At 48.8% G+C, this 23,862-nt stretch carries 31 protein-coding genes; 22 read left to right on the forward strand and 9 right to left on the reverse strand.

Translation table 11 applies throughout. The features are described from left to right. Positions 1 to 79: 79 nt before the first annotated feature. Both acs and ACKU41_RS11480 read right to left on the reverse strand, forming a co-directional pair. Positions 80 to 1,948: an acetate--CoA ligase gene (gene acs / locus ACKU41_RS11475; RefSeq protein ID WP_321400888.1), complete on the reverse strand. Its 1,869-nt coding sequence runs from the start codon at positions 1,946 to 1,948 to the stop codon at positions 80 to 82. A gap of 351 nt (positions 1,949 to 2,299) precedes the next feature. Next, complete coding sequence (locus tag ACKU41_RS11480; protein ID WP_319777509.1) at positions 2,300 to 3,166, reverse strand: LytTR family DNA-binding domain-containing protein; 867 nt, start codon at positions 3,164 to 3,166, stop codon at positions 2,300 to 2,302. A 198-nt stretch (positions 3,167 to 3,364) separates the two neighbouring features. Here ACKU41_RS11480 and ACKU41_RS11485 point away from each other — a divergent pair, with 198 nt between their 5' ends. From ACKU41_RS11485 to ACKU41_RS11530, 10 genes are all read left to right on the forward strand, one after another. Beyond that, positions 3,365 to 3,754, forward strand: coding sequence for a transcriptional repressor (locus ACKU41_RS11485; protein WP_319777510.1), 390 nt, complete (start codon positions 3,365 to 3,367; stop codon positions 3,752 to 3,754). A gap of 161 nt (positions 3,755 to 3,915) precedes the next feature. Continuing rightward, positions 3,916 to 4,491, forward strand: coding sequence for a rubrerythrin (gene rbr / locus ACKU41_RS11490; protein WP_319777511.1), 576 nt, complete (start codon positions 3,916 to 3,918; stop codon positions 4,489 to 4,491). 30 nt (positions 4,492 to 4,521) lie between these two features. Then, positions 4,522 to 4,905, forward strand: coding sequence for a desulfoferrodoxin (locus ACKU41_RS11495; protein ID WP_319777512.1), 384 nt, complete (start codon positions 4,522 to 4,524; stop codon positions 4,903 to 4,905). A 15-nt stretch (positions 4,906 to 4,920) separates the two neighbouring features. Continuing rightward, positions 4,921 to 5,100 carry a rubredoxin gene (locus ACKU41_RS11500; RefSeq protein WP_319777513.1) on the forward strand — a complete coding sequence of 60 codons (180 nt, stop codon included), beginning with the start codon at positions 4,921 to 4,923 and terminating at the stop codon, positions 5,098 to 5,100. A 23-nt stretch (positions 5,101 to 5,123) separates the two neighbouring features. Then, entirely contained in the window at positions 5,124 to 5,282 is a 159-nt protein-coding gene (gene rd, locus ACKU41_RS11505; protein WP_319777514.1) for a rubredoxin, read from the forward strand. Between the two features lie 110 nt (positions 5,283 to 5,392). Further along, positions 5,393 to 6,598: an FprA family A-type flavoprotein gene (locus tag ACKU41_RS11510; RefSeq protein WP_319777515.1), complete on the forward strand. Its 1,206-nt coding sequence runs from the start codon at positions 5,393 to 5,395 to the stop codon at positions 6,596 to 6,598. A gap of 169 nt (positions 6,599 to 6,767) precedes the next feature. Next, positions 6,768 to 7,466, forward strand: a complete 699-nt coding sequence (locus ACKU41_RS11515) for a DVU0298 family protein (RefSeq protein ID WP_319777516.1) — start codon at positions 6,768 to 6,770, stop codon at positions 7,464 to 7,466. A 28-nt stretch (positions 7,467 to 7,494) separates the two neighbouring features. Continuing rightward, positions 7,495 to 8,808, forward strand: coding sequence for a cytochrome ubiquinol oxidase subunit I (locus ACKU41_RS11520; RefSeq protein WP_319777517.1), 1,314 nt, complete (start codon positions 7,495 to 7,497; stop codon positions 8,806 to 8,808). A 27-nt stretch (positions 8,809 to 8,835) separates the two neighbouring features. Next, positions 8,836 to 9,852, forward strand: coding sequence for a cytochrome d ubiquinol oxidase subunit II (gene cydB, locus ACKU41_RS11525; RefSeq protein WP_319777518.1), 1,017 nt, complete (start codon positions 8,836 to 8,838; stop codon positions 9,850 to 9,852). 32 nt (positions 9,853 to 9,884) lie between these two features. Next, on the forward strand, positions 9,885 to 10,391 hold the full coding sequence (locus tag ACKU41_RS11530; protein WP_319777519.1) for a ferritin: 507 nt from the start codon (positions 9,885 to 9,887) through the stop codon (positions 10,389 to 10,391). Positions 10,392 to 10,469: 78 nt separating this feature from the next. Here the strand turns inward: ACKU41_RS11530 and ACKU41_RS11535 are convergent, their stop codons facing one another. Beyond that, positions 10,470 to 11,249, reverse strand: coding sequence for a hypothetical protein (locus tag ACKU41_RS11535; protein ID WP_321400893.1), 780 nt, complete (start codon positions 11,247 to 11,249; stop codon positions 10,470 to 10,472). A gap of 271 nt (positions 11,250 to 11,520) precedes the next feature. Between ACKU41_RS11535 and ACKU41_RS11540 the strand changes: the two genes are divergently transcribed. The 6 genes from ACKU41_RS11540 to ACKU41_RS11565 all read left to right on the forward strand — a co-directional run bounded on the left by ACKU41_RS11540 (position 11,521) and on the right by ACKU41_RS11565 (position 16,177). Beyond that, a complete protein-coding gene (locus tag ACKU41_RS11540) occupies positions 11,521 to 12,078 on the forward strand; it encodes a DJ-1/PfpI family protein (protein ID WP_319777521.1) in 558 nt (185 codons plus the stop codon). Positions 12,079 to 12,133: 55 nt separating this feature from the next. Further along, on the forward strand, positions 12,134 to 12,400 hold the full coding sequence (locus tag ACKU41_RS11545; protein ID WP_321400895.1) for a ribbon-helix-helix domain-containing protein: 267 nt from the start codon (positions 12,134 to 12,136) through the stop codon (positions 12,398 to 12,400). A 157-nt stretch (positions 12,401 to 12,557) separates the two neighbouring features. After that, positions 12,558 to 13,667, forward strand: coding sequence for an iron ABC transporter substrate-binding protein (locus tag ACKU41_RS11550; RefSeq protein WP_321400898.1), 1,110 nt, complete (start codon positions 12,558 to 12,560; stop codon positions 13,665 to 13,667). A gap of 3 nt (positions 13,668 to 13,670) precedes the next feature. After that, positions 13,671 to 14,738 carry an iron ABC transporter permease gene (locus tag ACKU41_RS11555; RefSeq protein ID WP_321400900.1) on the forward strand — a complete coding sequence of 356 codons (1,068 nt, stop codon included), beginning with the start codon at positions 13,671 to 13,673 and terminating at the stop codon, positions 14,736 to 14,738. After that, positions 14,735 to 15,553 (forward strand): ABC transporter ATP-binding protein, encoded by an 819-nt coding sequence (locus ACKU41_RS11560; RefSeq protein WP_319777525.1) that lies wholly within the window; start codon positions 14,735 to 14,737, stop codon positions 15,551 to 15,553. The genes ACKU41_RS11555 and ACKU41_RS11560 overlap by 4 nt, the downstream gene beginning before the upstream one ends. 21 nt (positions 15,554 to 15,574) lie before the next feature. Then, entirely contained in the window at positions 15,575 to 16,177 is a 603-nt protein-coding gene (locus ACKU41_RS11565; RefSeq protein WP_319777526.1) for an FmdE family protein, read from the forward strand. 106 nt (positions 16,178 to 16,283) lie between these two features. Here ACKU41_RS11565 and ACKU41_RS11570 read toward each other — a convergent pair whose 3' ends face one another. Both ACKU41_RS11570 and arfB read right to left on the reverse strand, forming a co-directional pair. Next, entirely contained in the window at positions 16,284 to 16,802 is a 519-nt protein-coding gene (locus ACKU41_RS11570; protein WP_321400903.1) for an OmpA family protein, read from the reverse strand. Between the two features lie 84 nt (positions 16,803 to 16,886). Then, positions 16,887 to 17,303: an alternative ribosome rescue aminoacyl-tRNA hydrolase ArfB gene (gene arfB, locus ACKU41_RS11575; protein ID WP_321400905.1), complete on the reverse strand. Its 417-nt coding sequence runs from the start codon at positions 17,301 to 17,303 to the stop codon at positions 16,887 to 16,889. A 111-nt stretch (positions 17,304 to 17,414) separates the two neighbouring features. Here arfB and ACKU41_RS11580 point away from each other — a divergent pair, with 111 nt between their 5' ends. Further along, a complete protein-coding gene (locus ACKU41_RS11580) occupies positions 17,415 to 17,774 on the forward strand; it encodes a NifB/NifX family molybdenum-iron cluster-binding protein (protein ID WP_319777529.1) in 360 nt (119 codons plus the stop codon). A gap of 41 nt (positions 17,775 to 17,815) precedes the next feature. Continuing rightward, entirely contained in the window at positions 17,816 to 18,298 is a 483-nt protein-coding gene (locus tag ACKU41_RS11585) for a YchJ family protein (protein ID WP_321400907.1), read from the forward strand. Between the two features lie 123 nt (positions 18,299 to 18,421). On the opposite strand, the gene ACKU41_RS11590 is transcribed toward ACKU41_RS11585, so the two are convergent. The 3 genes from ACKU41_RS11590 to ACKU41_RS11600 form a co-directional block, all read right to left on the reverse strand. Continuing rightward, complete coding sequence (locus tag ACKU41_RS11590) at positions 18,422 to 19,099, reverse strand: CBS and ACT domain-containing protein (protein ID WP_321400909.1); 678 nt, start codon at positions 19,097 to 19,099, stop codon at positions 18,422 to 18,424. A 217-nt stretch (positions 19,100 to 19,316) separates the two neighbouring features. Then, positions 19,317 to 20,594, reverse strand: coding sequence for a peptidase U32 family protein (locus ACKU41_RS11595; protein ID WP_321400911.1), 1,278 nt, complete (start codon positions 20,592 to 20,594; stop codon positions 19,317 to 19,319). A 24-nt stretch (positions 20,595 to 20,618) separates the two neighbouring features. Continuing rightward, entirely contained in the window at positions 20,619 to 21,476 is an 858-nt protein-coding gene (locus ACKU41_RS11600; RefSeq protein WP_319777533.1) for a PHP domain-containing protein, read from the reverse strand. 97 nt (positions 21,477 to 21,573) lie between these two features. On the opposite strand from ACKU41_RS11600, the gene ACKU41_RS11605 reads away from it, so the two are divergent. The 4 genes from ACKU41_RS11605 (at position 21,574) to ACKU41_RS11620 (ending at position 23,218) form a co-directional block, all read left to right on the forward strand. After that, positions 21,574 to 21,759, forward strand: a complete 186-nt coding sequence (locus ACKU41_RS11605) for a Trm112 family protein (protein WP_319777534.1) — start codon at positions 21,574 to 21,576, stop codon at positions 21,757 to 21,759. Positions 21,760 to 21,822: 63 nt separating this feature from the next. Continuing rightward, positions 21,823 to 22,254: a peptidylprolyl isomerase gene (locus tag ACKU41_RS11610; RefSeq protein ID WP_321400914.1), complete on the forward strand. Its 432-nt coding sequence runs from the start codon at positions 21,823 to 21,825 to the stop codon at positions 22,252 to 22,254. Positions 22,255 to 22,441: 187 nt separating this feature from the next. Further along, positions 22,442 to 22,855 carry an Hsp20/alpha crystallin family protein gene (locus tag ACKU41_RS11615; RefSeq protein ID WP_321400916.1) on the forward strand — a complete coding sequence of 138 codons (414 nt, stop codon included), beginning with the start codon at positions 22,442 to 22,444 and terminating at the stop codon, positions 22,853 to 22,855. Between the two features lie 12 nt (positions 22,856 to 22,867). Beyond that, on the forward strand, positions 22,868 to 23,218 hold the full coding sequence (locus ACKU41_RS11620) for an Hsp20/alpha crystallin family protein (RefSeq protein ID WP_321400919.1): 351 nt from the start codon (positions 22,868 to 22,870) through the stop codon (positions 23,216 to 23,218). A 97-nt stretch (positions 23,219 to 23,315) separates the two neighbouring features. On the opposite strand, the gene ACKU41_RS11625 is transcribed toward ACKU41_RS11620, so the two are convergent. After that, positions 23,316 to 23,723: a bacteriohemerythrin gene (locus ACKU41_RS11625; RefSeq protein ID WP_319777538.1), complete on the reverse strand. Its 408-nt coding sequence runs from the start codon at positions 23,721 to 23,723 to the stop codon at positions 23,316 to 23,318. Between the last annotated feature and the right edge of the window lie 139 nt (positions 23,724 to 23,862).

Raw genomic sequence — 23,862 nt, forward strand, 5'->3', positions numbered from 1 at the left:
AAGCCGCAATACATACAATTAAAAATGCCCTGCAATATAATATTGCAGGGCATTTTTAATTGTAAATTTTAAAAATCAGCTACCCCAACTCACTCCGCTTAATCTTACCACTGGACGTTTTGGGCAGTTCATCCCGGAACTCAATACTGCGCACTATTACAATCGGCCCGAGTTCACGACGGATGTGCTCCTTCAATTCGTGATGCAGGTCATCGGATTCCACCACACCATGATTCAAGGTCACGTAACCTTTGGCGACCTGCCCTTTAATCTTATCCGCAACCCCGACCACAACCGCTTCTGCTACCTGCGGGTGACGGGTCAGTGCACACTCAACTTCGGCAGTGCCGATGCGGTGCCCAGAAATGATAAGAACATCATCAGCGCGACCCTGAATCCAGAAATAGCCGTCCTCATCCTTGCGAGCCACATCCCCGGCATAAAACATCCCCGGTATGCGTTTCCAATAATTGTCCATGACCTCTTCACGGTCCCCGAGCACATCACTGAACATGGCTGGCCACGGCTTTCTTATGACAAGATATCCGCCCTTGCCTTCAGGGACTGGATTGCCATCGGCGTCCACCACCTCGGCATCAATGCCGGGCAGGGGCCGGGTCACCGAACCGGGCTTAAGCACAGACACGGGCATGGGGCTGATCATGATCATTCCGGTTTCAGTCTGCCACCATGTATCCAGCACCGGACACTGGCCCTTGCCGATGTTTTCGTACATCCAGAGCCATGCTTCAGGGTTGAACGGTTCACCCACAGCACCGAGGATACGCAGGGACGACAAGTCGTGCTGTTCCGGGTAACGGTGCCCGAAACGCATGAGGGTCCTTATCTGAGTTGGTGAAGTATAAAAAATTGTGACCCCGTACTTGGAAATAATATTCCAGAGACGGTCAGCCTGAGGATAAAGAGAATGCCCTTCATACATGACCGTGGTGGTCCCGGCCAGCAACGGGCCGTAGACAAGATAGCTGTGCCCGGTAATCCAGCCCGGATCAGCTGAACACCAGAAAATGTCAGTAGGTCTTAGATCAAACACCCATTTGAAGGTTCTATGAACCCCGACCATATACCCACCATGGGAATGGACAAGTCCCTTGGGCTGCCCAGTAGTCCCGGAGGTATGCAGGATAAACAGGGGATCATCCGCAGCCATGATCTCAGCAGGAGCATGGGAACGTTCATGCCGGACAATATCCGCGTACCAATAGTCCCGAGCGGAATCCATATTAACTTCCACGTTGGCCCGGTGCACAACCACAACGGCCTCCAACGCTTCTGCAGGTTCATCCAGCAAGGCACGGTCAACCTCTTCCTTAAGACGTATTACCTGCCCGTTGCGGTAAAAGCCGTCCGCGGTGACCACCACACGGGGATTGATTTCGCGGACCCGATCACGCAACAGACGGGCGGAAAAACCCGAAAAAACAAGTGAATGCACTGCCCCGATACGGGCACAAGCCAGCATGGCAATAACTGTCTCCGGCAGTTGGGGCATATAAAGAACAACCCGGTCCCCTTTTCCGACCCCCAGTCCTTTCAGACCGTTGGCAAACCGATTAACCGCCCTGTACAGTTCATAATATGTATACTGGCGGGAATCGCCCGGCTCCCCCTCCCATATCAGGGCAAGACGGTTCTTGTTGACGGTCTCAATGTGGCGGTCAAGGGCGTTGTAGACGATGTTGCAACGCGCACCGCTGAACCAGTGGTAATCAGGGGCGTCGGAAATATCGCAAACTTTTTCCCATTTTTTAAACCAGTCCAGTTCTTCGGCGGCTTCTTCCCAATAGGAACAGAGATCAACGTCCGCCAGTTCCCGCGCAGCACGCAGATCCTGCGGATTAACACCCGCCTCAATGAGCATCTGGGGCAGGGGACGGAAGACCCTCTCTTCATGCAACAGGCTGTCCAGTGTATCTTTATTATCCATGTACGCCTCCGGCGGCCCTGCCGGGGCGCCCTGCCGGGGGCCTTAAACCCTTTAAAAAAGGCTTAAGAATCCCAAAACTTTTTAATAGTTTTAGTTTGTTAATCAGTTCGACAAAATATCTTTCACTTTTCAGCATCGCCCGAGACCTTACCCCCTTAAGGATTCCAAAGGGAATTATACCCTTTGACCTCCGGAGGCGAAATAAAATCGACAAAAGCGCGAAGCGCATCAAATCCAAAGCCTCGCGGAACCGCCGGATACTTTCATTATATAGATTAGGCCTCTGCACAGTCTTGCGCAGCCCATATTCGACAAACGGCAGATGTATATCGGTAAACGGTACAGCCATGATCACATCCCCAGAATCTGCTTGAGTTTGCTGATCCGCCTACGGCTGATAGGCAGTTCAATCCTTGTCCGTCCGGCAGTACGAAGCATAAAGTTACTGCCCGGCAAAGATGCTATCTCCGTGACCATTTCCAGATTTACCAAATATTTGCGATGCACCCGAAAAAAACGGTGCGGTCCCAGACGTTCTTCAAGATTTTTCAGGCGATGAGAGGTAAGAAATTTCTGATTGGCGGTATGCACATAGGAATAATCCTCATACGCTTCCACAAAAATGATTTGGGTATAGGGTATCAGCATCATGCGCCCGTCCTGGTTAACCGGAAGTTTTTCTATCTCCGGCTGGCGGGTCTGGGAAAAATCCCATGCATTCTTTAATGCGGATAAAAATTTGTCCTGCTCATCCTCTCCGAGGGAAAGCTGCAGGGTTTCCTCGCCGGTCTCAACCCCGGAGCCTGAATCCTTCCAATCCGAGGGTTCGGGAATTTCGCGAAAATGACTTTTGAAACGGGCAATGCGTTCAAGAGTCTTCTGCATACGCTCAGCATCAGGCGGCCAGATAAGATAATCAACCGCACCCAGCTCAAAGGCTTGATAAGCCTGAGTCTCGTCGCCGGCAACGAATATCAGTCCCGGCTTATGCTTGCTGGCACCAAGGGCCTGTGCAAGCTCAACCCCGCTGAGGCCTTCATCAAAATCAAAACCCAAAAAAATAATCCCGTACCCCACAGCCTTATGCAACTCCAATGCTTCATCAGCACTGACCGTCTCCCCCAAGACGCGCACCAGTTTTACCCCGCGAAGAGATTCGCGGATGGCGGCACGGACCTCGGCGTCCGGATGGAGAATTAATGTCTTAAGGCTGGGCACGGAAACTCCGGGAACTAGAATTAATCCAATTATTAAAGCGATAGCTTGAATTCTGCCCGACCGCAAGTCTTCCGGCACAACATTCCTGCTTTATCATACTCGTCAAGTGTGATATTTCCGTAAATAAAATTACTTTGCTTCAAGTAAAACTATTGACACAAACAAGAACTATTACTATTTTATGCTCACGAGGTGCATATGAAAATAGGACAAAGAAGATCGAAGCAAAGAGAACTTATACTTGAGGAACTCAAAGGATTGACCTGTCATCCCACAGCGGACGAACTGTACGAAAGAGTGCGCAAGAGACTCCCTAACATCAGCCTGGGTACTGTTTACCGCAATCTGGAGTTAATGGCAGACCACGGAGTCATCCTCAAGATTGAAACAAGCGGCAAAAACAGATTTGATGGTAATGCCGAACCGCACCCGCATATAAGATGTTTACAATGCGGTAGGGTGGATGACGTGATGAACGAAGTAATCGTCCCTGAAATCGACGAAATTGCGGCAAGGGGATACGATGTTAAGGGATGTTCCATCGAATTTTTTGGCTTATGCCCGGAGTGTAGGAACAAAATACAATAATTTTTTTTAAATAACATCTTCATTTAATATCTGTACTTATTTGTGAAGATGTTATTTTTTTGTCTAAAAAACCTGACAGCGACGCCATTTACTGATAAATAATGCAATAACAATTAAGATTACACCATTTGCTGAACAAGACAGCGTGATAAGGAGAGACGATGTCCCAACTCAAAGGTTCCAAAACTGAAACAAATATTCTGACAGCATTTGCAGGAGAATCTCAGGCCCGTAACCGTTACACCTACTTTGCCTCCAAGGCCAAAAAAGAAGGTTACGTGCAGATTTCCAAAGTCTTCGAAGAAACCGCAAATCAGGAAAAAGAACACGCCAAGCGCCTGTTCAAACTCCTTGAAGGTGGCGAAGTGGAAGTAACTGCAGCCTTCCCCGCAGGGGTAATCGGTTCCACCGTTGAAAACCTCAAAGAAGCAGCAGGCGGCGAAAGGCATGAATGGGAAGAGATGTATCCCGACTTCGCCAAGGTTGCTGAAGAAGAAGGCTTTACTGCTATTGCCGCTATTTTCCGTGCAATCGCTGTAGCCGAAGAATTTCACGAAAAAAGATACCTCGCCCTGGCCAAGAATATCGAAGACGGCAAGGTCTTCAAAAAAGACAACGCGATCATCTGGCAATGCCAGAACTGTGGATACATCCACGAGGGTGATTCCGCACCACATAAATGTCCTGCATGTGACCACCCTCAGGCACATTTTCAGGTCGTCTGTGAGAATTGGTAATCGATAACCTTAACCCAGTGGAGAATTAGAATGGCTGAACTATACGAAGTTTATAAGTGTGAAAGCTGCGGTAATATCACTATGGTTCTCCATGCCGGTCCAGGCAACCTTGCTTGCTGTGGATCAGACATGGTCCTCATGACTGAAAATACCGTTGATGCTGCCAAAGAAAAGCACGTTCCCGTTATTGAAAAAGTTGAAGACGGATTTATTGTTAAGGTTGGTGAGGTTGCTCACCCCATGGAAGAAAAACACTGGATCGAATGGATTGAACTTTCCTGCGGCAATGCACGCATGATCAAGCAGCTCAAGCCCGGCGAAGCACCGGAAGCAAAGTTCTGTTGCTGCAAAGACAGCAATGAACCCGTTGTTGCCCGCGCATACTGTAACCTGCACGGCCTCTGGAAAGCATAATATCAGGACAAAACAATGGCTGAACCGAAAGATATGTACCAATGTCAGATGAGTAACTGTGGATACATTTACAACCCCGACAAAGGGGATCGTAAAGGCAAAATATCCAAAGGAACTGCCTTTACCGATCTGCCTGAAGACTGGAAATGCCCGGTCTGCGGCGCAAGCAAAAAAGCGTTCAAGCCCCTTGGATAATCAATTTACTACGGAGAACAAAAATGAAATACGTATGCACTATTTGTGGTTGGGTTTATGATCCCGCTGAAGGTGATCCGGATGGCGGCATCGCCCCCGGAACCAAGTTTGAAGACATCCCCGATGATTGGGAATGTCCGGTCTGCGGCGCAGGCAAAGACGATTTCGAACCTGAAGATTAAAGAATAATCCGGAACTCCCCGGATGTAGAAAATGAACACAGAAAGCCGGGCCGATTGGTCCCGGCTTTCTGCTCCTTAACCACAACTGAATATTTATTAGGAATATACAAGTGAGACCTGTTGAAATTAAAGAAGGTGTACATTGGATCGGAGTAGTAGACTGGAACTGCCGTAACTTCCACGGCTATGCCCGCTCCGCCAACGGCACCACCTACAATGCTTTTTATATTGAAGACGAGAAGAAAGTTCTGGTGGATACTGTTTCCAAAAGCTGCGAAAGCCAGTTCCTCTGCTCCCTTTCCCATCTGACCAAGCCTGAAGAAATTGATTATATCGTGGTCAACCACCTTGAACCTGACCACGCAGGCTGCCTTGAGAAGATGGTTGAACTCTGCAAACCCGAAAAGATTTTTGTTTCTGTCATGGGCGGCAAAAACATCGCCACATTTTTTGAGAGCAAAGACTGGCCTATACACGTAGTAAAGCCCGGTGAAGAAGTCTCCATCGGTAAACGCACCCTGCGTTTCTACGAAACACGCATGCTGCACTGGCCCGACAACATGTTTACTTATGTGCCTGAAGAAAAAATGCTCTTCACCAGTGATGGTTTCGGCCAGAACATCGCCGCAAGTGAGCGCTGGGTTGATGAAATGAGTAAAGAAATGGTCGATGACTATATGCAGCAGTATTACGCCAACATCATCACCCCGTACTCCTCCAAGGTTATCAAGACCCTCGAAACACTCGCAGGCCTGAACCTTGATGTGGACATGATCTGCCCGGACCACGGCCTCATGTTCCGTGGTGATGACTGTGCATTCGCCCTTGAAAAATACATGGAATACGCAAAACAGGAACCCAAAAACAAGGCAACCCTGTTTTACGACACCATGTGGAGTTCCACTGAACGCATGATCAACGCTGTTGCTTCCGGCCTTGTTTCCGAAGGCATTTCCGTCAAGGTTATGTCCGTCAAAGCCAACCACCACAGCGACATCATGAGCGAAGTTTTCGACTCCGCCGCTATTGTCATCGGTTCGCCTACCCATAACAACGGTATTCTGCCCGGCATGGCCGACGCACTGACCTACGTTAAAGGGCTTCGTCCCCAGAACAAAATCGGTGCCGCAGTAGGATCCTTCGGCTGGTCAGGTGAATGTGTCAATATCCTCACCGAATGGCTTGAAAAAATGGGTTGTGATATCATTGAGCCCAAAATCAAAGCTAAAAACCGTCCTGATCACGACACTCTTAAAGAGTGCTTCCAGCTTGGCGTCTCCATCGCAGCTGCCATCAAGGAAAAAACCGGTAAATAATTTACTGCTCCCCGGCCCTGTTCCGGGCTGGGGAGCAGCTTTTAAAAATTAGTTCACAACGCCAGCTTTTTTGTGCTACTTAAAGCTGAAAGCACAAAAATAGAAGGCTGTTACAAAAATATCAATAATAGTTTTTTTTAGCATGTATTATTTGGTGCGGAGGTAGCATATGGCACTCGGACGCAGATTAAAAAAAGAAGTCATGAATATTCTTGCTGACGAAGGCTGGGAAAATAAATTCGAAGAATTGATGGAGCAATACACCATGCAAAACCTTATTGCCCCGCTATTCGCATCCCTTTGTGCTACCACGGTAATTGTCCGCTGGCACGGGGTCACCTGCTTCGGCAAGGTCATTTCCCGTCTTGTGGAAGAGGATGCAGCAAAAGCCCGCATCGTCATGCGCAGAATCATGTGGATGCTCAATGAAGAATCCGGAAGCTGTGCATGGGGTGTCCCTGAATCTATGGGCGAAATCGTTGCAGTGAACGATCTCATGGCTGCCGAATACGGAAAAATCCTGATCAGCTACAGCCATGAAGACGAATCCGGACCTGAAAATTACCTTGAATTCCCCACCCTGCTCAGGGGAGCGGTCTGGGGAGTTGCCCGCATGGCGCAGGCCCGTCCGCAAATAGCGGCACAGGCTAAGGATGATATGATCCGTTTTCTATCCTACCCCGACCCGGTGATACAAGGCACTGCCTGCTGGGCACTTGGAGGCTTGAAGGCGCTGGAATCAGTTAAAAAGCTTGAAGCTTTGACAGATAATGATACTGTTATAGATATTTACAAAGACTCTTCATTGCAGTCTGTAACGGTTGGGAAGCTGGCTCAGGAAGCTCTGGATAAAATTTCAGGGCATTAAATCAACAACTTGAACAAGGAGAGGGATGATGGATGTTCTAATGCTGTCAAGGCTGCAATTTGCCATGGCAACAATGTTCCACTTCATTTTCGTACCGCTCACACTGGGGCTTTCCATACTGGTTGCCGTTATGGAAACCATGTACGTGCGCACCCGAAAAGATATTTACCTGCGCATGACCAAATTCTGGGGAAAGCTTTTCGTCATTAACTTTGTTCTCGGGGTCGTAACCGGAATCACCCTTGAATTCCAATTCGGCACCAACTGGTCCCGCTATTCCGAATACGTAGGGGACATCTTCGGTTCACTGCTGGCTGTTGAAGCCACTGTGGCCTTCTTTATGGAATCTACTTTTCTGGCCGCATGGATTTTCGGTTGGAAAAAACTTTCACCCGCAATGCATGCACTGTCCATCTGGATTGTTGCTATCGCATCCAACATTTCCGCAGTATGGATCATCCTCGCCAACGGCTGGATGCAGAATCCTGTGGGTTACGTTATGCGAAACGGCCGTGCGGAACTTGAAAACTTCAGCGAAGTAATCAGCAACCCCTTTGCATGGGGACAATTCTTCCACAACGGATTCGGCGCTTTTGTGGTAGCCGGATTCTTCATCATGGGCATCAGTGCCTATCATCTACTCAAGAAAAACGAGGTTGAATTTTTTACCAAGTCTTTCAAGATGGGCATGATCACCGCTTTCATTTTCTCTGTACTGGTTGCAGCGCAGGGACATAACCATGCTCAGGAAGTAGCTGTACACCAGCCCGAAAAGCTTGCTGCCATGGAAGCTCTCTGGGATACCGCTCCTCATGGTGCGCCCATGTATCTGCTCTCTATGCCGGATGAAAAAAATGAAACCAACACTGTTGAATTACTAGGTATTCCCGGCGGCCTGAGTTTCCTTGCCTTCAACAGCTTTGACGCCCCGGTTAAGGGTCTCAAGGAATGGCCCAAGGAAGACCGCCCACCAGTAACAGTCACCTTTATGGCCTTCAGAATCATGGTCGGCCTGGGTACCCTTCTCCCGATCCTCTGCATCTGGGGCTGGAGAAACCGCAAAAAGCTGACTGAAAACAAGCTCTACCTGCGGATCATGCTCTGCGCGATCCCCCTGCCCTACATTGCCATGTGGGCCGGATGGGCCGTTGCCGAGGTCGGGCGCCAGCCATGGATTGTATACGGCATGATGAAGACCTCCGACGCTGTGTCGCCTATTGCCACAGGGCAGGTTGCGTTCTCCCTCATTGCTCTGACTACTCTGTACACCCTGCTGGGTGCCGCTGAAATATTCCTGCTGGCCAAGTTCGCCCGCAGGGGTCCTCAACCTGAAAAGGCCTAATAGAGCCTGTAAGACAAGGAGATTATCATGCTTGAATCAATCTGGTTCTTACTCTGGGGAGTGCTCTGGGCCGTATACTTCATGCTCGACGGGTATGATCTTGGCCTCGGGGCAATGATGCCCTTTGTAGCGAAAACCGAAAAAGACCGTAAAATTATTTATAACTCCATGGGTCCTTTCTGGGACGGCAACGAAGTCTGGCTGATCACAGCAGGCGGAGTAACCTTTGCGGCATTTCCCAAGGCATATGCTGTCATGTTCAGCGGGCTTTACACCGCACTCATGCTGCTGCTCATCGCCTTGATTATCCGCGGAGTAGCCTTTGAATTCCGTGGACTCATGGAAAGTGACCGCGGACGCAAGTTCTGGGATGCATGTATGGTTCTGGGCAGTTTTCTGCCGGCCCTGCTGCTTGGTGTTGCATTTGCTAACATTTTCATGGGTATCCCCATTGACGGAGAAGGTGTATTCCAGGGCAACCTGTTCACCCTGCTCAATCCTTACGGACTCGGCGGCGGTATTCTTTTCGTGCTCCTGTTTGCACAGCACGGACTGCTCTGGCTGGCAGCACGCACAGAAGAAGGAGAACTCAACCAGCGAGCCGCTAATCTTGCATCCACCCTTTGGCCGATAATGGCTACAGTTTATATTGCCTTTCTGGCCCTTACCGGGGTATATACCAAGCTACTCAGCAACTATCTGACCTACCCGGCCCTGTTGCTGATCGTACTGGTTCCGGTCTTTGCAATCGTCAAGGTCCGTACCCTCATTGCAGCGGGCAGATGGTGGAAAGCATGGACCTGCTCTGCAGTACTCATAGTTTCCACTACCCTGTTCGGCGTGATCGGACTGTTCCCGGCTCTGCTGCCCTCCAGCATCAACCCGGCATACTCCGTCACCATCCACAATGCTGCCTCTAGCCAGCTGACTCTCAAGATCATGCTGACGGTTGCACTGATCATGGTCCCCATCGTCATCGGGTACCAGTTCTGGATGCATAAGATGTTTGCAACCAAGATAACCGATGAAGATCTGGGATATTAATAAACTGAATCCAATTACGGAGAATATCAACAATGTCTAACAAGGTTATTGAAAAAGCTCTGAATGAACATCTCAATGCTGAAATGTACTCTGCCTACCTTTACCTCGCCATGTCCGCCTACTTCAGCGAAATCGGACTGGACGGCTTTGCCACCTGGATGCGGGTACAGGCTCAGGAAGAACAGTTCCACGCCATGAAGTTCTACGATTACATCAATGAACGTGGAGGTCGTGTACTGCTAACCGCCATCGAAGCTCCCAAAACCGAATGGGATTCACCGCTGGCCTGCATTGAAGCAGTTCTTGAGCACGAGAAGCATGTCACTTCCCTGATCAACAACCTCGTAGACCTCGCAATTCAGGAAAAGGACCACGCCACCAATATCTTCCTGCAGTGGTTTGTCTCCGAGCAGGTCGAAGAAGAAGACAACGTGAATGCAGTTCTGAACAAGCTCCGCCTGCTCAACGGCGAAGGCAACGGCATGTTCATCCTTGATAAGGAACTGAGTACCCGCGTATTCACCGCACCTGCTGAATAATTCCTGTAAGCGTACAGAATTGAGAAGCCCCCTGAAGCATTGCTTCAGGGGGCTTTATATTACAAAGAAATTTTAATCTCAGTATTCAAAACTCATTGTGGACTGCGCTACGCCTGCAAAAAAATCTGCAGCCTGATTCTGATACGCCCGGACTCCGGCAATGTGCTTTGCAGAAAGCCCCTGCTTCTGCCCGTCATTGGCAGACTCTTCAGTTTTTTCGGCCTTAATACCGGTAACTTTTGCGGTCTGCTCACGTTCATCATCTGAAATAAACCCGTCCTTATTTAAATCTTCTTCCTCTTCATCATCCTTTTTATTACTGAAAAAACTCTTTTCAAACTCGGACAGGGCTTCAGAAAAATCGCTGCTCCCTTCCTGCCCCTTTTCCTCTTCAGTCCTTGCGGCATTAATATCAGTTTGGGAAACTTTACCGTCCCCGTCTGAATCAAGCATGTCGAATGTTTCTTTATCCAATCCGCTGTCTTCAAAACTGACCATTTTTTGGGCGGACGGCTGCACACCCTTAGCGGAAAAATCTTCCGCCTGCTGCATCTCCACATCAAGTTTGCCAATTGCACTTTTCTGTTGCTGCAGCCGATCAAGTTGAGCCTGAACTTCCGCAACTGTAATCTTGCCGTTTGCATCAATATCATACTTGGCAAACTCTTTTTTACGCAGGCCGGATTCATCAAGATCAAGGATGCCATCGCCATCCTTATCCTTTGATATCATTAATGAATCTACAAAATCAGATTCCTGTTGTTTTGCCAATATCGTTGATTCGTCAGGAGAAAATTCTGCATGTGCATATGCTTGTGCTTGTGTATTTTCAGATCCGTTAATCCCTGAAACAGCCATCATCATACTCCTGTTTTTGTCGCACTAGAAGAATGGAAAAAATTGCCCGAATTAAATACATCAAGGAATGTAAAGCAATTATCATTCCAATACTTATAAAGATTAACATTACGTAACCGGTCAATTTTCGGGACAAAACAGCAGAACTGCAGGCTTTAGAATTACCGGGAAGAGATACCCATTCCCCTTAATCTGTAGTAGATGAATGTTACCACCCGGATAATATTTTTTGCTAACCTTCTTAAATCAACTATTCAAAAGGAGATAGACAATGGCTAAAAAAATTCTGATGATTGTCGGCGACTTTGTGGAAGACTATGAAGTTATGGTTCCTTTTCAGGCTCTTCAGGCCATGGGATTTGAGGTGGAAGCAATCTGCCCGGACAAAAAAGCAGGAGAGCAGGTAGCCACTGCCGTTCATGATTTTGAATCCCAGCAGACCTATCTGGAACGGCCCGGACACAACTTTACTCTCAATGCCGACTTTGACAGCGTAAAAACAGGGGATTATGCTGCGCTGGTGGTTCCCGGAGGCAGAGCACCAGAATACCTGCGCCTGAACGAAAAAGTGCTTGATATTGTCCGTGAATTTTCCGACCGCCCCATTGCCGCCATCTGCCACGGACCGCAACTCCTTGCAGCTGCAGGAGCTCTTGAAGGTAAAAAAGTTTCTGCCTATCCGGCCTGCGCCCCGGAAGTAAAACTGGCCGGAGGGGAATATGTTGAAATCGAACTTGATGATGCCATTAGCGATGGCAATCTCATAACAGCTCCCGCATGGCCGGCCCATCCCAAATGGTTGCGCCTGCTGGTAGACCGGATCGGCTAATCAGGATTAACCGGACCGTAATGGCAGGCGGGAGACAAGCATGCGAGGAAATCCCATGTGTGAAATTTACGCTTCCACCCCGCCGCCGGAGTACGAGCAGATAACACGTTCCATCAGGATCAGCGGTTCTGTTACCAGCATTCGTCTGGAGCAGCGTTTCTGGAATATCCTTGACGAACTGGCAGCTGAAGAAAAAACAAGCACAGGCAAATTCATTTCCACACTTCACAGCGAGGCTTACAGCTTGAATGGTGAAATCTCGAATTTTGCTTCCCTGCTGCGTGTGGTCTGCACTACCTATCTGGTCAGCAAATCAGCCTGAGACACAATCATAAAAATAAAGCCCGCCTGATTAATTTTCAGGCGGGCTTTATTTTGGCGCTCATTGACACGATTTTTTCTTTCGTATACCCCAAAAGAGTATTGATAAAAACTATATCACCCTCAACTGTTAACGATAAATAAAAACTGAGGTAGCAATGAACAAACTCTTTTCCGCTATACTGTCGCTGCTCATATCCATGTGTATCGCCTTACCTGCATTTGGAGAAAACAGAACCATCACCGATATGGCAGGCCGCAAGGTGGAAATTCCCGAAAAAGTGGAGCGGGTGATCTGTTCCGGTCCGGGCTGCCTCAGATACCTGACCTATCTTCAGGGGCAGAACATGATTGTCGGCGTAGATTCCATCGAGCACCGCAAAACCAGATTCGATGCCCGCCCCTACGCCATCGCCAATCCTCAGTTCAAAGATATGCCGCTCATCGGCGAATTCCGGGGACACGACAACCCGGAACTGATACTCGGGCTTGAGCCGCAGCCGCAGGTAATCTTCAAAACATACAAAGATATGGGCTACGACCCGGACGAACTTCAGGCCAAGACCGGGATTCCGGTAGTCTGCCTTTCCTATGCAAGTCTCGCAGCCAAACGGGATACCATCTACAAATCACTGCAACTCATGGCGGAAGTCATCGGAAAACAGGAACGAGCCAAGGCTTTATGCGACTTCATTGAAGGCCACATTACCGACCTGAAAAATCGAACCGCAACTATTCCCAAAGACAAACGTAAAACCTGCTACGTAGGTGGCATTGCACAAAAAGGTCCCCACGGATTTCAATCAACAGAGCCGGCCTATCCGCCCTTCCGGTTTATAAATGCCATTAACGTAGCCTGTCCGCCGGAAGAAAAAGGCAAACCCCTGCAGCACGCCAATGTATCCAAAGAGCAGATTGTAGCATGGAACCCTGAAATCATCTTTGTGGATATCTCGACCTCTCAGATGGGTGAAAATGCCGGGGCCATTTATGAAATCAAGACCGATCCGGCCTATCAGTCCCTCGACGCAGTTGCCTCCGGAAAGGTGTACACCGTACTGCCCTACAACTGGTATTCCCGAAACTACGGCTCCATAATTGCCGACGCCTATTACGCAGGCAAGGTCCTCTATCCTGAAAAGTTCAAGGATATTGACCCAACAGCAAAAGCTGAGGCCATTTATTCATTCATGGTCGGCACACCTGTACTTGATACCATGACCCAAGCCTTCAGCGTAAAGGGTTTTGAAAAACTGGAGCTGAATTAGGCCATGCATTTTGATGACGGGCAGATACCTGCAGAATATTCGCGCCATATCAGGCAGAAAACAGTCTTCATAGCGGCCGGGCTGCTACTGGCCGGAACCATGCTGATCATCTCCATCGGCATGGGACCGGTATCCATCTCCGCCCCGGAAGCCCTGCTGACCCTGCTCGGAAATACGGTTTCCAAAAGATTCGACCTGATAATCTGGAACATCAGGCTTCCGCAGGCCCTGACCGCCCTTGCTGCAGGAGCAGGACTATCCGTGTCCGGGGCAGTCATGCAGGCAATCCTGCGTAACCCTCTGGGCTCGCCGTTCACGCTGGGCATATCCCATGCCGCCGCTTTCGGTGCTGCGGTCTCGGTCATGCTGCTGGACCTCGGCACCATGTCCAGCTCCAATATCGGCGCCGTAACCATCAACTCCCCTTACCTGACTACCATGGTTGCTTTCGGGTTCAGCCTCATTGCGACCTTTGCCATCATCGCCATTTCCCGGACACGAAGGACCACACCTGAAGTAATGGTCCTGACCGGAGTTGCCCTCGGCGCTCTTTTCACTGCCGGGACCATGTTTCTGCAGTATTTTGCTGATGACGTACAGTTGGCGGCCATGGTCTTCTGGACCTTCGGGGATGTGGCCCGAGCCACATGGACTGAACTGGGAATAATCAGCACGGTAACCGTCATCGCCTACATCTGGTTCACGGCCAACCGATGGAATTTCAATGCAATTGAAGCTGGAGATGAAACAGCCAAAGGACTGGGTGTAAAAGTGGAACAGGTCCGCTTGACCGGGATGCTGATCGCATCGCTGATCACTGCGGTCATTGTTTCTTTTCTGGGCATTATCGGATTCGTGGGACTGGTCTGCCCGCACATGGTTCGGCGTATAATCGGGGACGACTACCGTTTTCTGCTTCCGGCCTCCTGCATCTTAGGCGCTGTTCTGCTGCTGGCAGCGGACACTGCTGCACGACTCATGCTGGCCCCCAACGTGCTCCCGGTATCAGTCCTGACCGCCTTTCTCGGCGCTCCGGCATTCATCTGGCTGATCATCAGGGGAAACAAATGAACATCAAGGTAAACGGCATTAATTTCAGTTACAACGGCACGCCGGTACTTGAAGGCGTCGATTTTCATGTAGAACAGAGCGAGCTGCTGGCTATTCTGGGCCCCAACGGCGCCGGTAAAACAACCCTGCTCAAATGTATGAATGCCATCCACAGGCCCGGAAAAGGATCGGTACTGGTTAAGGAGAAGGACGTTTTCAAGCTGGCATCAGACGACATCGCCCGCCTGATCGGTTATGTCCCGCAACGGGTGGAACCGGCCCGGCTGACTGTGTTTGACGCCGTGCTCATGGGCCGCAAGCCGCATATTAAATGGCGGGTCCGCGACCATGACATCCGCATTGTGGATGCAGCGCTCAAACGACTCTCCCTGAACCATCTTTCCTTGCGTTACATAGATCTGCTCAGCGGCGGAGAACTGCAAAAAGTCAGCATTGCCCGTGCTCTGGTGCAGGAACCGGATGTGCTGCTGCTTGACGAACCTACCAGTTCCCTTGATCTCAAGAACCAGTTGGAAATCCTGCGCACCGTCCGGGCGGTAGTTAAAGGACACAAAGTCTCGGCCATCATGACCATGCATGATTTGAACACGGCCCTGCGCTATGCGGACAAGTTCATTTTCCTAAAAAACGGCACAGTCTGTGGGTACGGGGGCAAAGATTGCGTCAGCCCGGAAATCATCAAACAGGTTTACGGTGTGGAAGTGGAAATCGAAATCCGCAAGGGCTGCCCGGTCATCCATCCGGTGGAAGACCTCGAAGCTCTTGATTACGAACCTGAACACTCTCATAGACATACCCATGAGATGAGGCAGTAAGATTGCCTCCGGAGACATATTATGAATACATACTTTTCAGAAGACCTGATAAAAAATACCATTGGATTTCACGGCCACCAGTGCCCCGGCCTCGCTATTGGAGTCCGGGCGGCAGAGCTCTGTCTGCGCGAACTGGGACATCATGATGAGTCATCCATAGTTGCCATATGCGAAACCGACATGTGCGGAGTGGATGCCATTCAGGCACTGACCGGATGCACGGTGGGTAAAGGCAATCTCATCTTCAAAGACCACGGCAAGATGGCTTTCACCTTCTATCGCAGGAAAGACGGTAAAGGCTTCCGGGCCTTGCTTAATCCTGACTTTATTTCCGAATTGCGTAAGGAAATGAGCAGACTCATGGCTATAGAAGCACCCTCTGCCGAAGAACAGGAAAAATGCACGCAGGTCCGCACGGAATGCGAAAGACAATACTACGAAGCCGACCTTGCAGAAATTTTTATCAAACAAGAGCCACAGATTCGCATGCCCCGCCCGGCAGCAATACTGCAATCGCTGGTCTGCGAAGAATGCGGAGAAGCCCACATGGAGTCACGGTCCCGGCAATTTGCGGGACGCACTTTGTGTTTAACCTGCTTCGAAAGAGTTGAACAAAAAATTTAACTTTGTCCGGACCGGGACGAAGAATGCATATTAATTTGTTACGCGCGGTTATCCATTGATTAACCGGCGTCAATCCATCGATTCTTTTTGCGGAAAACAAACGTCTCTACCAGATGTTCTTGGTGTCCAGCTCCTGATAATCCTTGGGGACATCAGCTTTTTTGCTGATATTGATGACTTCAACCCTGCGGTTTCTGGCGCGGCCCTGTGCGGTTTCATTGGAGGCAATGGGCTGGTCTTCGCCCATGCCCTGCACTTCTATGCGGGCTGGATCAATATTGAAATGAACTGCGAGATAATTTTTAACAGCTTCAGCGCGCTTGAGGCTCAGGGAACGGTTGTATTCGCTCTTCCCTGCGGAATCAGTATGCCCCACCAGCCTGACCTGCATGGTCGATCCGGGACCGGAGGTAAGTGCTGTACCAAGTGAATCCACCACAGGATAAGCTGTTTTACTGATCTTGGAAGAATTGACTTTGAACTCAATCTTCAGAAAGGCCCGGCCTCCCGGATTGGTAATCATGCGTAGAATCTCGTCAGAATTAGCGGCAAAACCGTCCTGGCCGGCATACGCAAAAGGGATACAGGTAAAAATAAATATAATCAGGATAACAATTCTTTTCATGGCAGCCTCCGTTCAATGTTTCGGGGATACTTTTAAATAACTTGTCCCCAGCCTTGGGGCAAGGACTTCCGAAAGGCTGCCAGCTTAATAATCCGGTTTTGAACGCCCTTTCTTAACCTCAGACCTTTTCTTCTTGCTATCAAGCCGCTTACGCTTTGTAGCGTATGGGACTTTTGTTTTCTTCCTTTTACGTACCGGTTTCAAAGCATCGGCGAGCAATTTTGCAAAACGGGAAACAACCTCCTCCTTGTTGCGAAACTGACTGCGATGTTCTTCGCTGGAAAGCTGCAGTTCCCCGTTGGAGTTGATTCGTTTTGCAAGCCTGGTGCTGATCAGTTGCTTCTGGTAATCGCTCAGGCTGGGTGAATCCTGTACACAGAATACAAGAGTCACTCTGGATGAAGTCTTATTCACATGCTGACCGCCGGGGCCGGAACTGCGGCTGGTCAGAAAACTAATTTCATTATCGGGTATGGACAATACGGAAGTGATACTTATCATAGCTATCGGCTGGATATTCTGTCTTTTGTATGCGTAAATGGCGTACGCAGTCTTTAAGTTCGATGCTTTGGGTCTTGCATCGTTCTTACTTTTTTTCAAGGAGAATTTATTATGAAAATTGCACTTCCCTCCAGAGATGGTATGGTTGACGGTCATTTCGGACATTGTGAAGCTTTTACCATCTTTACTCTGGATGAATCCAAAAATATCATCGACGAAGAAAAACTAACCCCTCCCCCCGGATGCGGATGCAAATCCAACATCGTGCCCACTCTCGCTGAAAAGGGTGTGTCCGTATTGCTGGCCGGTAACATGGGTCAGGGAGCAGTCAATCTCTTGCAGAACAGCGGCATTCAGGTTATCCGCGGTTGTGGTGGCGAACTCAAAGAAGCGGTTACCCAGTGGGTGGCAGGAAATCTGACCGACTCCGCAACCGTCTGCGACGACCACGAATCCTGCGGCAACCATTAAGATAGTCCCAAGGCCGCAAATAAATATTTGGAGATAGAAACATGAATGAATGTCCCTGCGGTTCCGGCATTGCTTACGAAAGCTGCTGCGAACCATACATCACAGGAAAAGAGCCTGCACCTACTGCCGAAGCACTCATGCGTTCCCGCTACAGTGCGTTTGTTGTAAAGCAGATCGACTACCTCGGCGACACCCTCGCCCCGGAAAGCAAGCATGATTACGACGAACATCAGGTCAAGAACTGGGCGGAAACATCCACATGGCTCGGCCTTGAAATTGTTTCTACCTCCAAGGGCCTTGAAGATGATGAAACCGGAAAGGTGGAATTCATCGCCAAATTCAGGCAGCAGGGAGCGATCCACACCCATCACGAAGACAGCAGTTTCGAAAAAAGAAACGGACGCTGGCTCTACATTGATGGCGACATCGTACCTCCGCAGCCGATCAAGAAAGACAAGAAAGTAGGACGCAACGAACCCTGCCCCTGCGGCAGCGGCAAGAAATACAAGAAGTGCTGCGGTTAAACGCAGGCTTCGATAAGTCCTGAAAAAACAAAACCCCCGTTCTTAGGAGCGGGGGTTTTTATTATTTTTAAATGCAGCCCGGCACATACGCACCGGGGGCAGCAAGCAAATATTTCAGATAATCTATGAAGTCAGCCCGTGAACCGAATCGCGGACCCAGTAAAGCAGGTTGAACTTTTCGGCAAGACCTTCCTTGATCTTGTTCAGGGTAGCCTTGTCCATGTCATGGATACGGATAAACACATGGCGCATATTTTCCTGCTCCGGCTCGTAGGAAGTCAGGATGGACATGACCCGGCCACCGTTCTCCTTGAGATAGTCAAGTACACCGTTCAGTGATCCCGGCTCATTGGAAAGAGCAAGACCGACCTGAACTCCGCCGTCCATAACACCGGTGATGCTGATCAGGACCTTGAAAACATCAGTATTGGTAATGATGCCTACGCACTTTCCTGCGGCGTCAACAACCGGGATACCCCCGATTTTGTTTTCTTCCATAATAACCGCGGCCTTTTCCACAGTATCTTCAGCAGAAACAGTGAGCACCTTACGGGACATTATGTCCTTAACCTTGATTTCCGAGAGCAGATAGTACAGCTCATGCATATCAAGGGTAGTGGCTTTGGAGGGTGATGCTTCCTTGATGTCTCTGTCCGAAATTATACCAACCAGAATTCCGTCGTCGTCAACAATAGGCAACCTGCTGATATTACTGTCTTTCAACAATTTGGCTGCTTTCATCATGGAACGGTCATGGGTCAGGGTGATTACGTCCTTGGACATCCAGTTTTTAACTAGCATAGGGAACCTCCTTGAGGCCGTCGGCCTATAATGTTTCTATGATATGATCAGCTGAAGAATGCAGTTCAATTCCGCTTGATACTAAACTTATCCATTTTCCTACTTATATGATTATATAAACAAATGTCTGGGGTCAATCATCATAGCCTTAAAAAGCAGGTCCCATACATTTTTGTAGCAGAATTATATTCATACCTATGCCTGTAGAGGCAAAAAATCATAATTTACGAAAAAACAATCCCGGAGCAATGGCAGGATTATCGCAACGTAGAACAGCCTGTGTGCCGGAATGGACCACATCACGAGGTTCGCCATTAGTAGCTTCAAAAGAATAGTCACCGGCTTTAATAAAGGGACGCTCCAATCCGGGAACAAGGACATGCATATCACAATCATTTTCCCAACGGGCTTTCACAGAAAGCAGCCAGCTGCCGTCATCTCGCTGTTCCAGAACACGGGCTACGACAGGCCTGCGTTCTTCCTTGGATGGAGGCATGGCAATGGTGCTGGGACCGCTTTTCTTGAAAAAAGCTGTGGTCAGAGGCCGTGTGGCGGCATTGGTAAGCTCGGCCAAAGCTATGCCGGGAAGCGGACCGCCCTCCTTGGCCTTATCAATTACCGTGCGGTAGACATCAACAACCTGCGCCAGATAAGATGAACTTTTGGTCCGCCCCTCAATCTTCAGGGAAGCAATGCCCAGCTTGGCCAGCATCCGAACATGATGAACCAGACAAAGATCCTCGGCTGCAAAAAATTCTGTATACCCGTCATGCTCCACCGCTTCCCAGACATCCTGACCGGGGCGGGTCTTTTCTTCAACACGCAGACCGGTTGCCTTGTATTCAAAACGGCAGGGGTGGGTACAGCGGCCCATGTTTGCGGAACGGTCATTGAGCCACGCACTGAGAAAACAACGCCCGGAAATAGCCATGCACATTGCTCCATGGACAAACATTTCCAGCTCAATACCCGGACACTTTCCGGCAATATCTGCAACATCTGCTGCGGAAAGCTCACGCGCGAGATTGACCCTTGAAGCACCGAATTTCTGCCAGAACCTGGCCGCCTCGCTGTTTCCGGTATTAGCTTGTGTGCTGATATGGACCGGAATATCCGGTAAAATTTCCGCTGCGAGCATGAGTACGCCGGGATCAGCAATAATCAGCCCATCCGGCGGGCATTCTTTCAATTTCGCGAGATCAGCCCGAACTTTGGAGAGATCTTTTTCCTTGGGATAGGCATTGACGCAAAAATAAGCCTGAACATTATTAGCACGACAAAGTTCAAAGGCTGCAGGGAGATCTTCCCAGTTGAATCCGGCCCCGGCGGAACGCAGGTTCAGGTCACCTGCTCCGAGATAGACCGCATCAGCACCATAGGTGACTGCGGTTTCCAGTTTTTCCATATTCCCGGCTGGGCAAAGCAGCTCCGGCATATCATTGAGAATGGGCCGGGTAATCCCCGGATTATCAGGTGTATCTTCTGTGTAGGTCATCTTGGTAAATTCGAAAAATGGTTATTAAATTTTAAGTCCTCTGGACTGTCTGAAGGACTTAATCCCGTCAAGCACACTATGATGGACAAAAAGGTTTCCGGTCCCCTTTCCAAGTTGGATATCCGGCTTCACATAACCGTGAAAATCAGAACCGCCGCTGGGCAGCAATTCGTATTTACGGGCCAGACGCTTGATGCGATCAGTCATATTATTGGTATGGGAACTGTAATAGACTTCAATCCCATGCAACCCCATTTCTTTTAACCTGGCCACTTCCTGCTCCAGCACATCTTCGTCTGAACTGAGCAGAAACGGATGCGCAAGAATCGGGGTGGCTTCGGTTGAATGCAACAAATCAAAGGCATATTCAGCGGAAATATTATCCTTGGGGCTGTATGCTTTACCCTTCTTGCCCAGATAGCCGTCGAAAGCCTCGTCAAAACTCTTAACATACCCCTTCTGGAGCATGACCCGAGCCATATGCGGCCTGCCGATGGTCCCGGCGGCCTGACCCTGCACTTCTTCCATGGTTATGTCAAAGCCCAGTTTCTGGAGATTAGAGACTACAATTTCATTACGCTCAACCCGTCTGTTACGTACCTGCTCAAAAACACGCTTCAGCCGTTCCGAATAAGGATCCACCCAGAGGCCGACAATATGCAGCACCCCAACCCTGCTCTCTACACTCAACTCACAACCGGGTATGACCTCCACCCCGGCTTTAACCCCGGTCTCAAGGGCTTCAGGCAAACCTTCCATGGTATCATGATCCGTAAGGGCAATGGCTGTAAGTCCGGCCTTCTTGGCGGCCCGGACCAGTTCCGCGGGGGTGAAAGTTCCATCCGAAGCGGTGGAATGAGTATGCAGGTCAATGGCAGACATAACGATCTCCGATAGCAGCACTGAGAAATGCGGGGTTGAGGAATTTGTTTTCTATAGTTATAGGGTAGCGAGCAAACAATATGCAAGGAGTACCTTTATGACTCTTAATAAAGAACTGGTCGACATACTCGTCTGCCCCAAATGCAAGGGCGAACTGAAACTTCTTTCCGGTGAAAAAGGACTTGAATGCGAAAGCTGCAAAGTAGTCTATCCCGTAAAAGATGAAATCCCGATCATGCTTGTTGACGAAGCTGTTCCCGCTGACAAGTGGGAAAACAAATAATCAATAACACAAACAATGCGGGAATCAGCCATGCAGGCTCCCCGCGAACAACAAGGAGATTCCATGTCCCAAGCCAAAGACGGCGACAAAATCCGCGTCCACTATGCCGGTTCCCTTGAAGACGGAACAGAATTCGACTCCTCTTACAAAAGAGGCGAACCTCTTGAGATTGTTCTCGGTCAGGGCATGCTGATCAAGGGTTTTGAAGATGCTGTCAAAGGCCTCGCGGTCGGTGAAAAGGTAAAAGCCACCATCAGCCCTGAAGAAGGCTACGGCCCGTATCACGAAGAACATACCTTCGAAGTGGACCGCAACCAGATTCCGCCTGAAATCAACCCCGAAGTGGGCATGATGCTCCAGGTCAACACCGATCAGGGTGTTACCAATGTAACCATCAAATCCGTATCCGATGAAACCGTTATCCTCGATGGCAACCATCCCCTCGCCGGACAGACCATGGTCTTTGAGATTGAACTGCTCGAAATCATGTCCTAATTTTCAGGGGCTTTGCGCCCTGAACACACAAAAATCCCCCGTACGATTTCCGCACGGGGGATTTTTATTTATATCAGCAGGTTAAGCGTAAAGAAAAACTTTTTATGTAAAATATCAAATTTACAATGTTGACAACTGAAACTGAATGTATATTTGTAATTCAGACGAACAGAACAGGAGGTTATTTATGGTTATCGACTTTGGTTCATTCTATAACTTTCCGTATGAGTTTGATAAAATATTCAATGACGTCTTTAATCCACACCATCACAACAGGAGAAAAGCGTCATATCCTCCACTGAACATCAGTGAGAGCAGCAACAACATATATATTCGTGCGGAAGTACCTGGTGTTTCCATTGAAGATATGGAAATCACCATTACTGCAAAAAATCTTGTACTAAAGGGAGAACGCAAACTTCCAGAAGGCAGATACTTCAGACAGGAAAGACCTTCAGGAGTATTTCAAAGAATCATTTCCATCAACACTACTGTTGATGTAGATAATGTTTCAGCATCAGTAAAAGACGGAATACTGAATATCATTCTTCCGAAAACGGAATCATCCGTACCCAGAAAGGTTGACATTGCTATCGAATAAAGGGGGACTAACATGAATAATGAAAAGAAAATTGAAAAATTCAGCCCCGCAACCGATATTGTAGAGAGCGAGCAGGGCTTTTACATGTACGTGGACCTTCCCGGAGTAAGCAAAGAGGCTCTTGCTATCGACCTCGATGAAAATAATCTGATAATTGCCGGCAAAGCTGCCGCAACTCTCGGCGAAGACGAAAAATTCATTGATCAGGAATTCTGCGAAGGTGAATATACCCGCAGGTTCACCATTGCCGATGTCGTGGACCGGGAAAACATCAAGGCAAACCTGAAAAACGGAGTACTGGAACTCTTCCTGCCCAAAATGCCGGAAGTCCAACCCCGAAAAATACAAATTACTAACGAATAAAAAACACCACTCCTTCACACCCCTCGAAAAAAGGCTCCCTCTACCACAGGGAGCCTTTTGCTGTTTCTTGCGTAAACCATCTGAACAATCTGTAAAATCAGTACACACCTTGTTCATTTAAAAATTTGCCCAAAACCTTGTCCGTCTTTAAAATATGATCTCTCAACCAATCGGCCAGGAATTTAAATACCTTGACCGGCTCAACCTGAGTTTCGTTTTTTACCAGCAGCCCCAGTGTTTCAGCCTTCATAGAAAAAACATGATGCATCTTATTATGCTCCTCAGCAGCGGGGAATCCGTACTTCTCCATCAATTTTTCTTCTGTGGAAAAATGGCTTATGGCATAGTCAAACATATCCTTCACCAGCTCTCTAAGAACCTTATCCTCTTCCATATCTTTCACTGAATCATAAGCCTTGTTAATCATATCAATCAATTGCCGATGCTCTTTGTCGATAATATTAACACCTACAGAATAACGCTCATCCCACTTCAGAATAGACATATCCGCTCCTTTTTTAAAATCTATTATCCTTCATATGTAATCAGTTCAAGCGCATTTCATTTTCCTGCATAGTTAAACATAATTACGATTTCGCAGCGGCTTTGGTTTGCCCGTGAGGGGTGTTTCTGGTAAACCGCAA

Origin of the sequence: Maridesulfovibrio sp. (genome assembly GCF_963678865.1) — a bacterium.
Taxonomy (GTDB): Bacteria; Desulfobacterota; Desulfovibrionia; order Desulfovibrionales; family Desulfovibrionaceae; genus Maridesulfovibrio.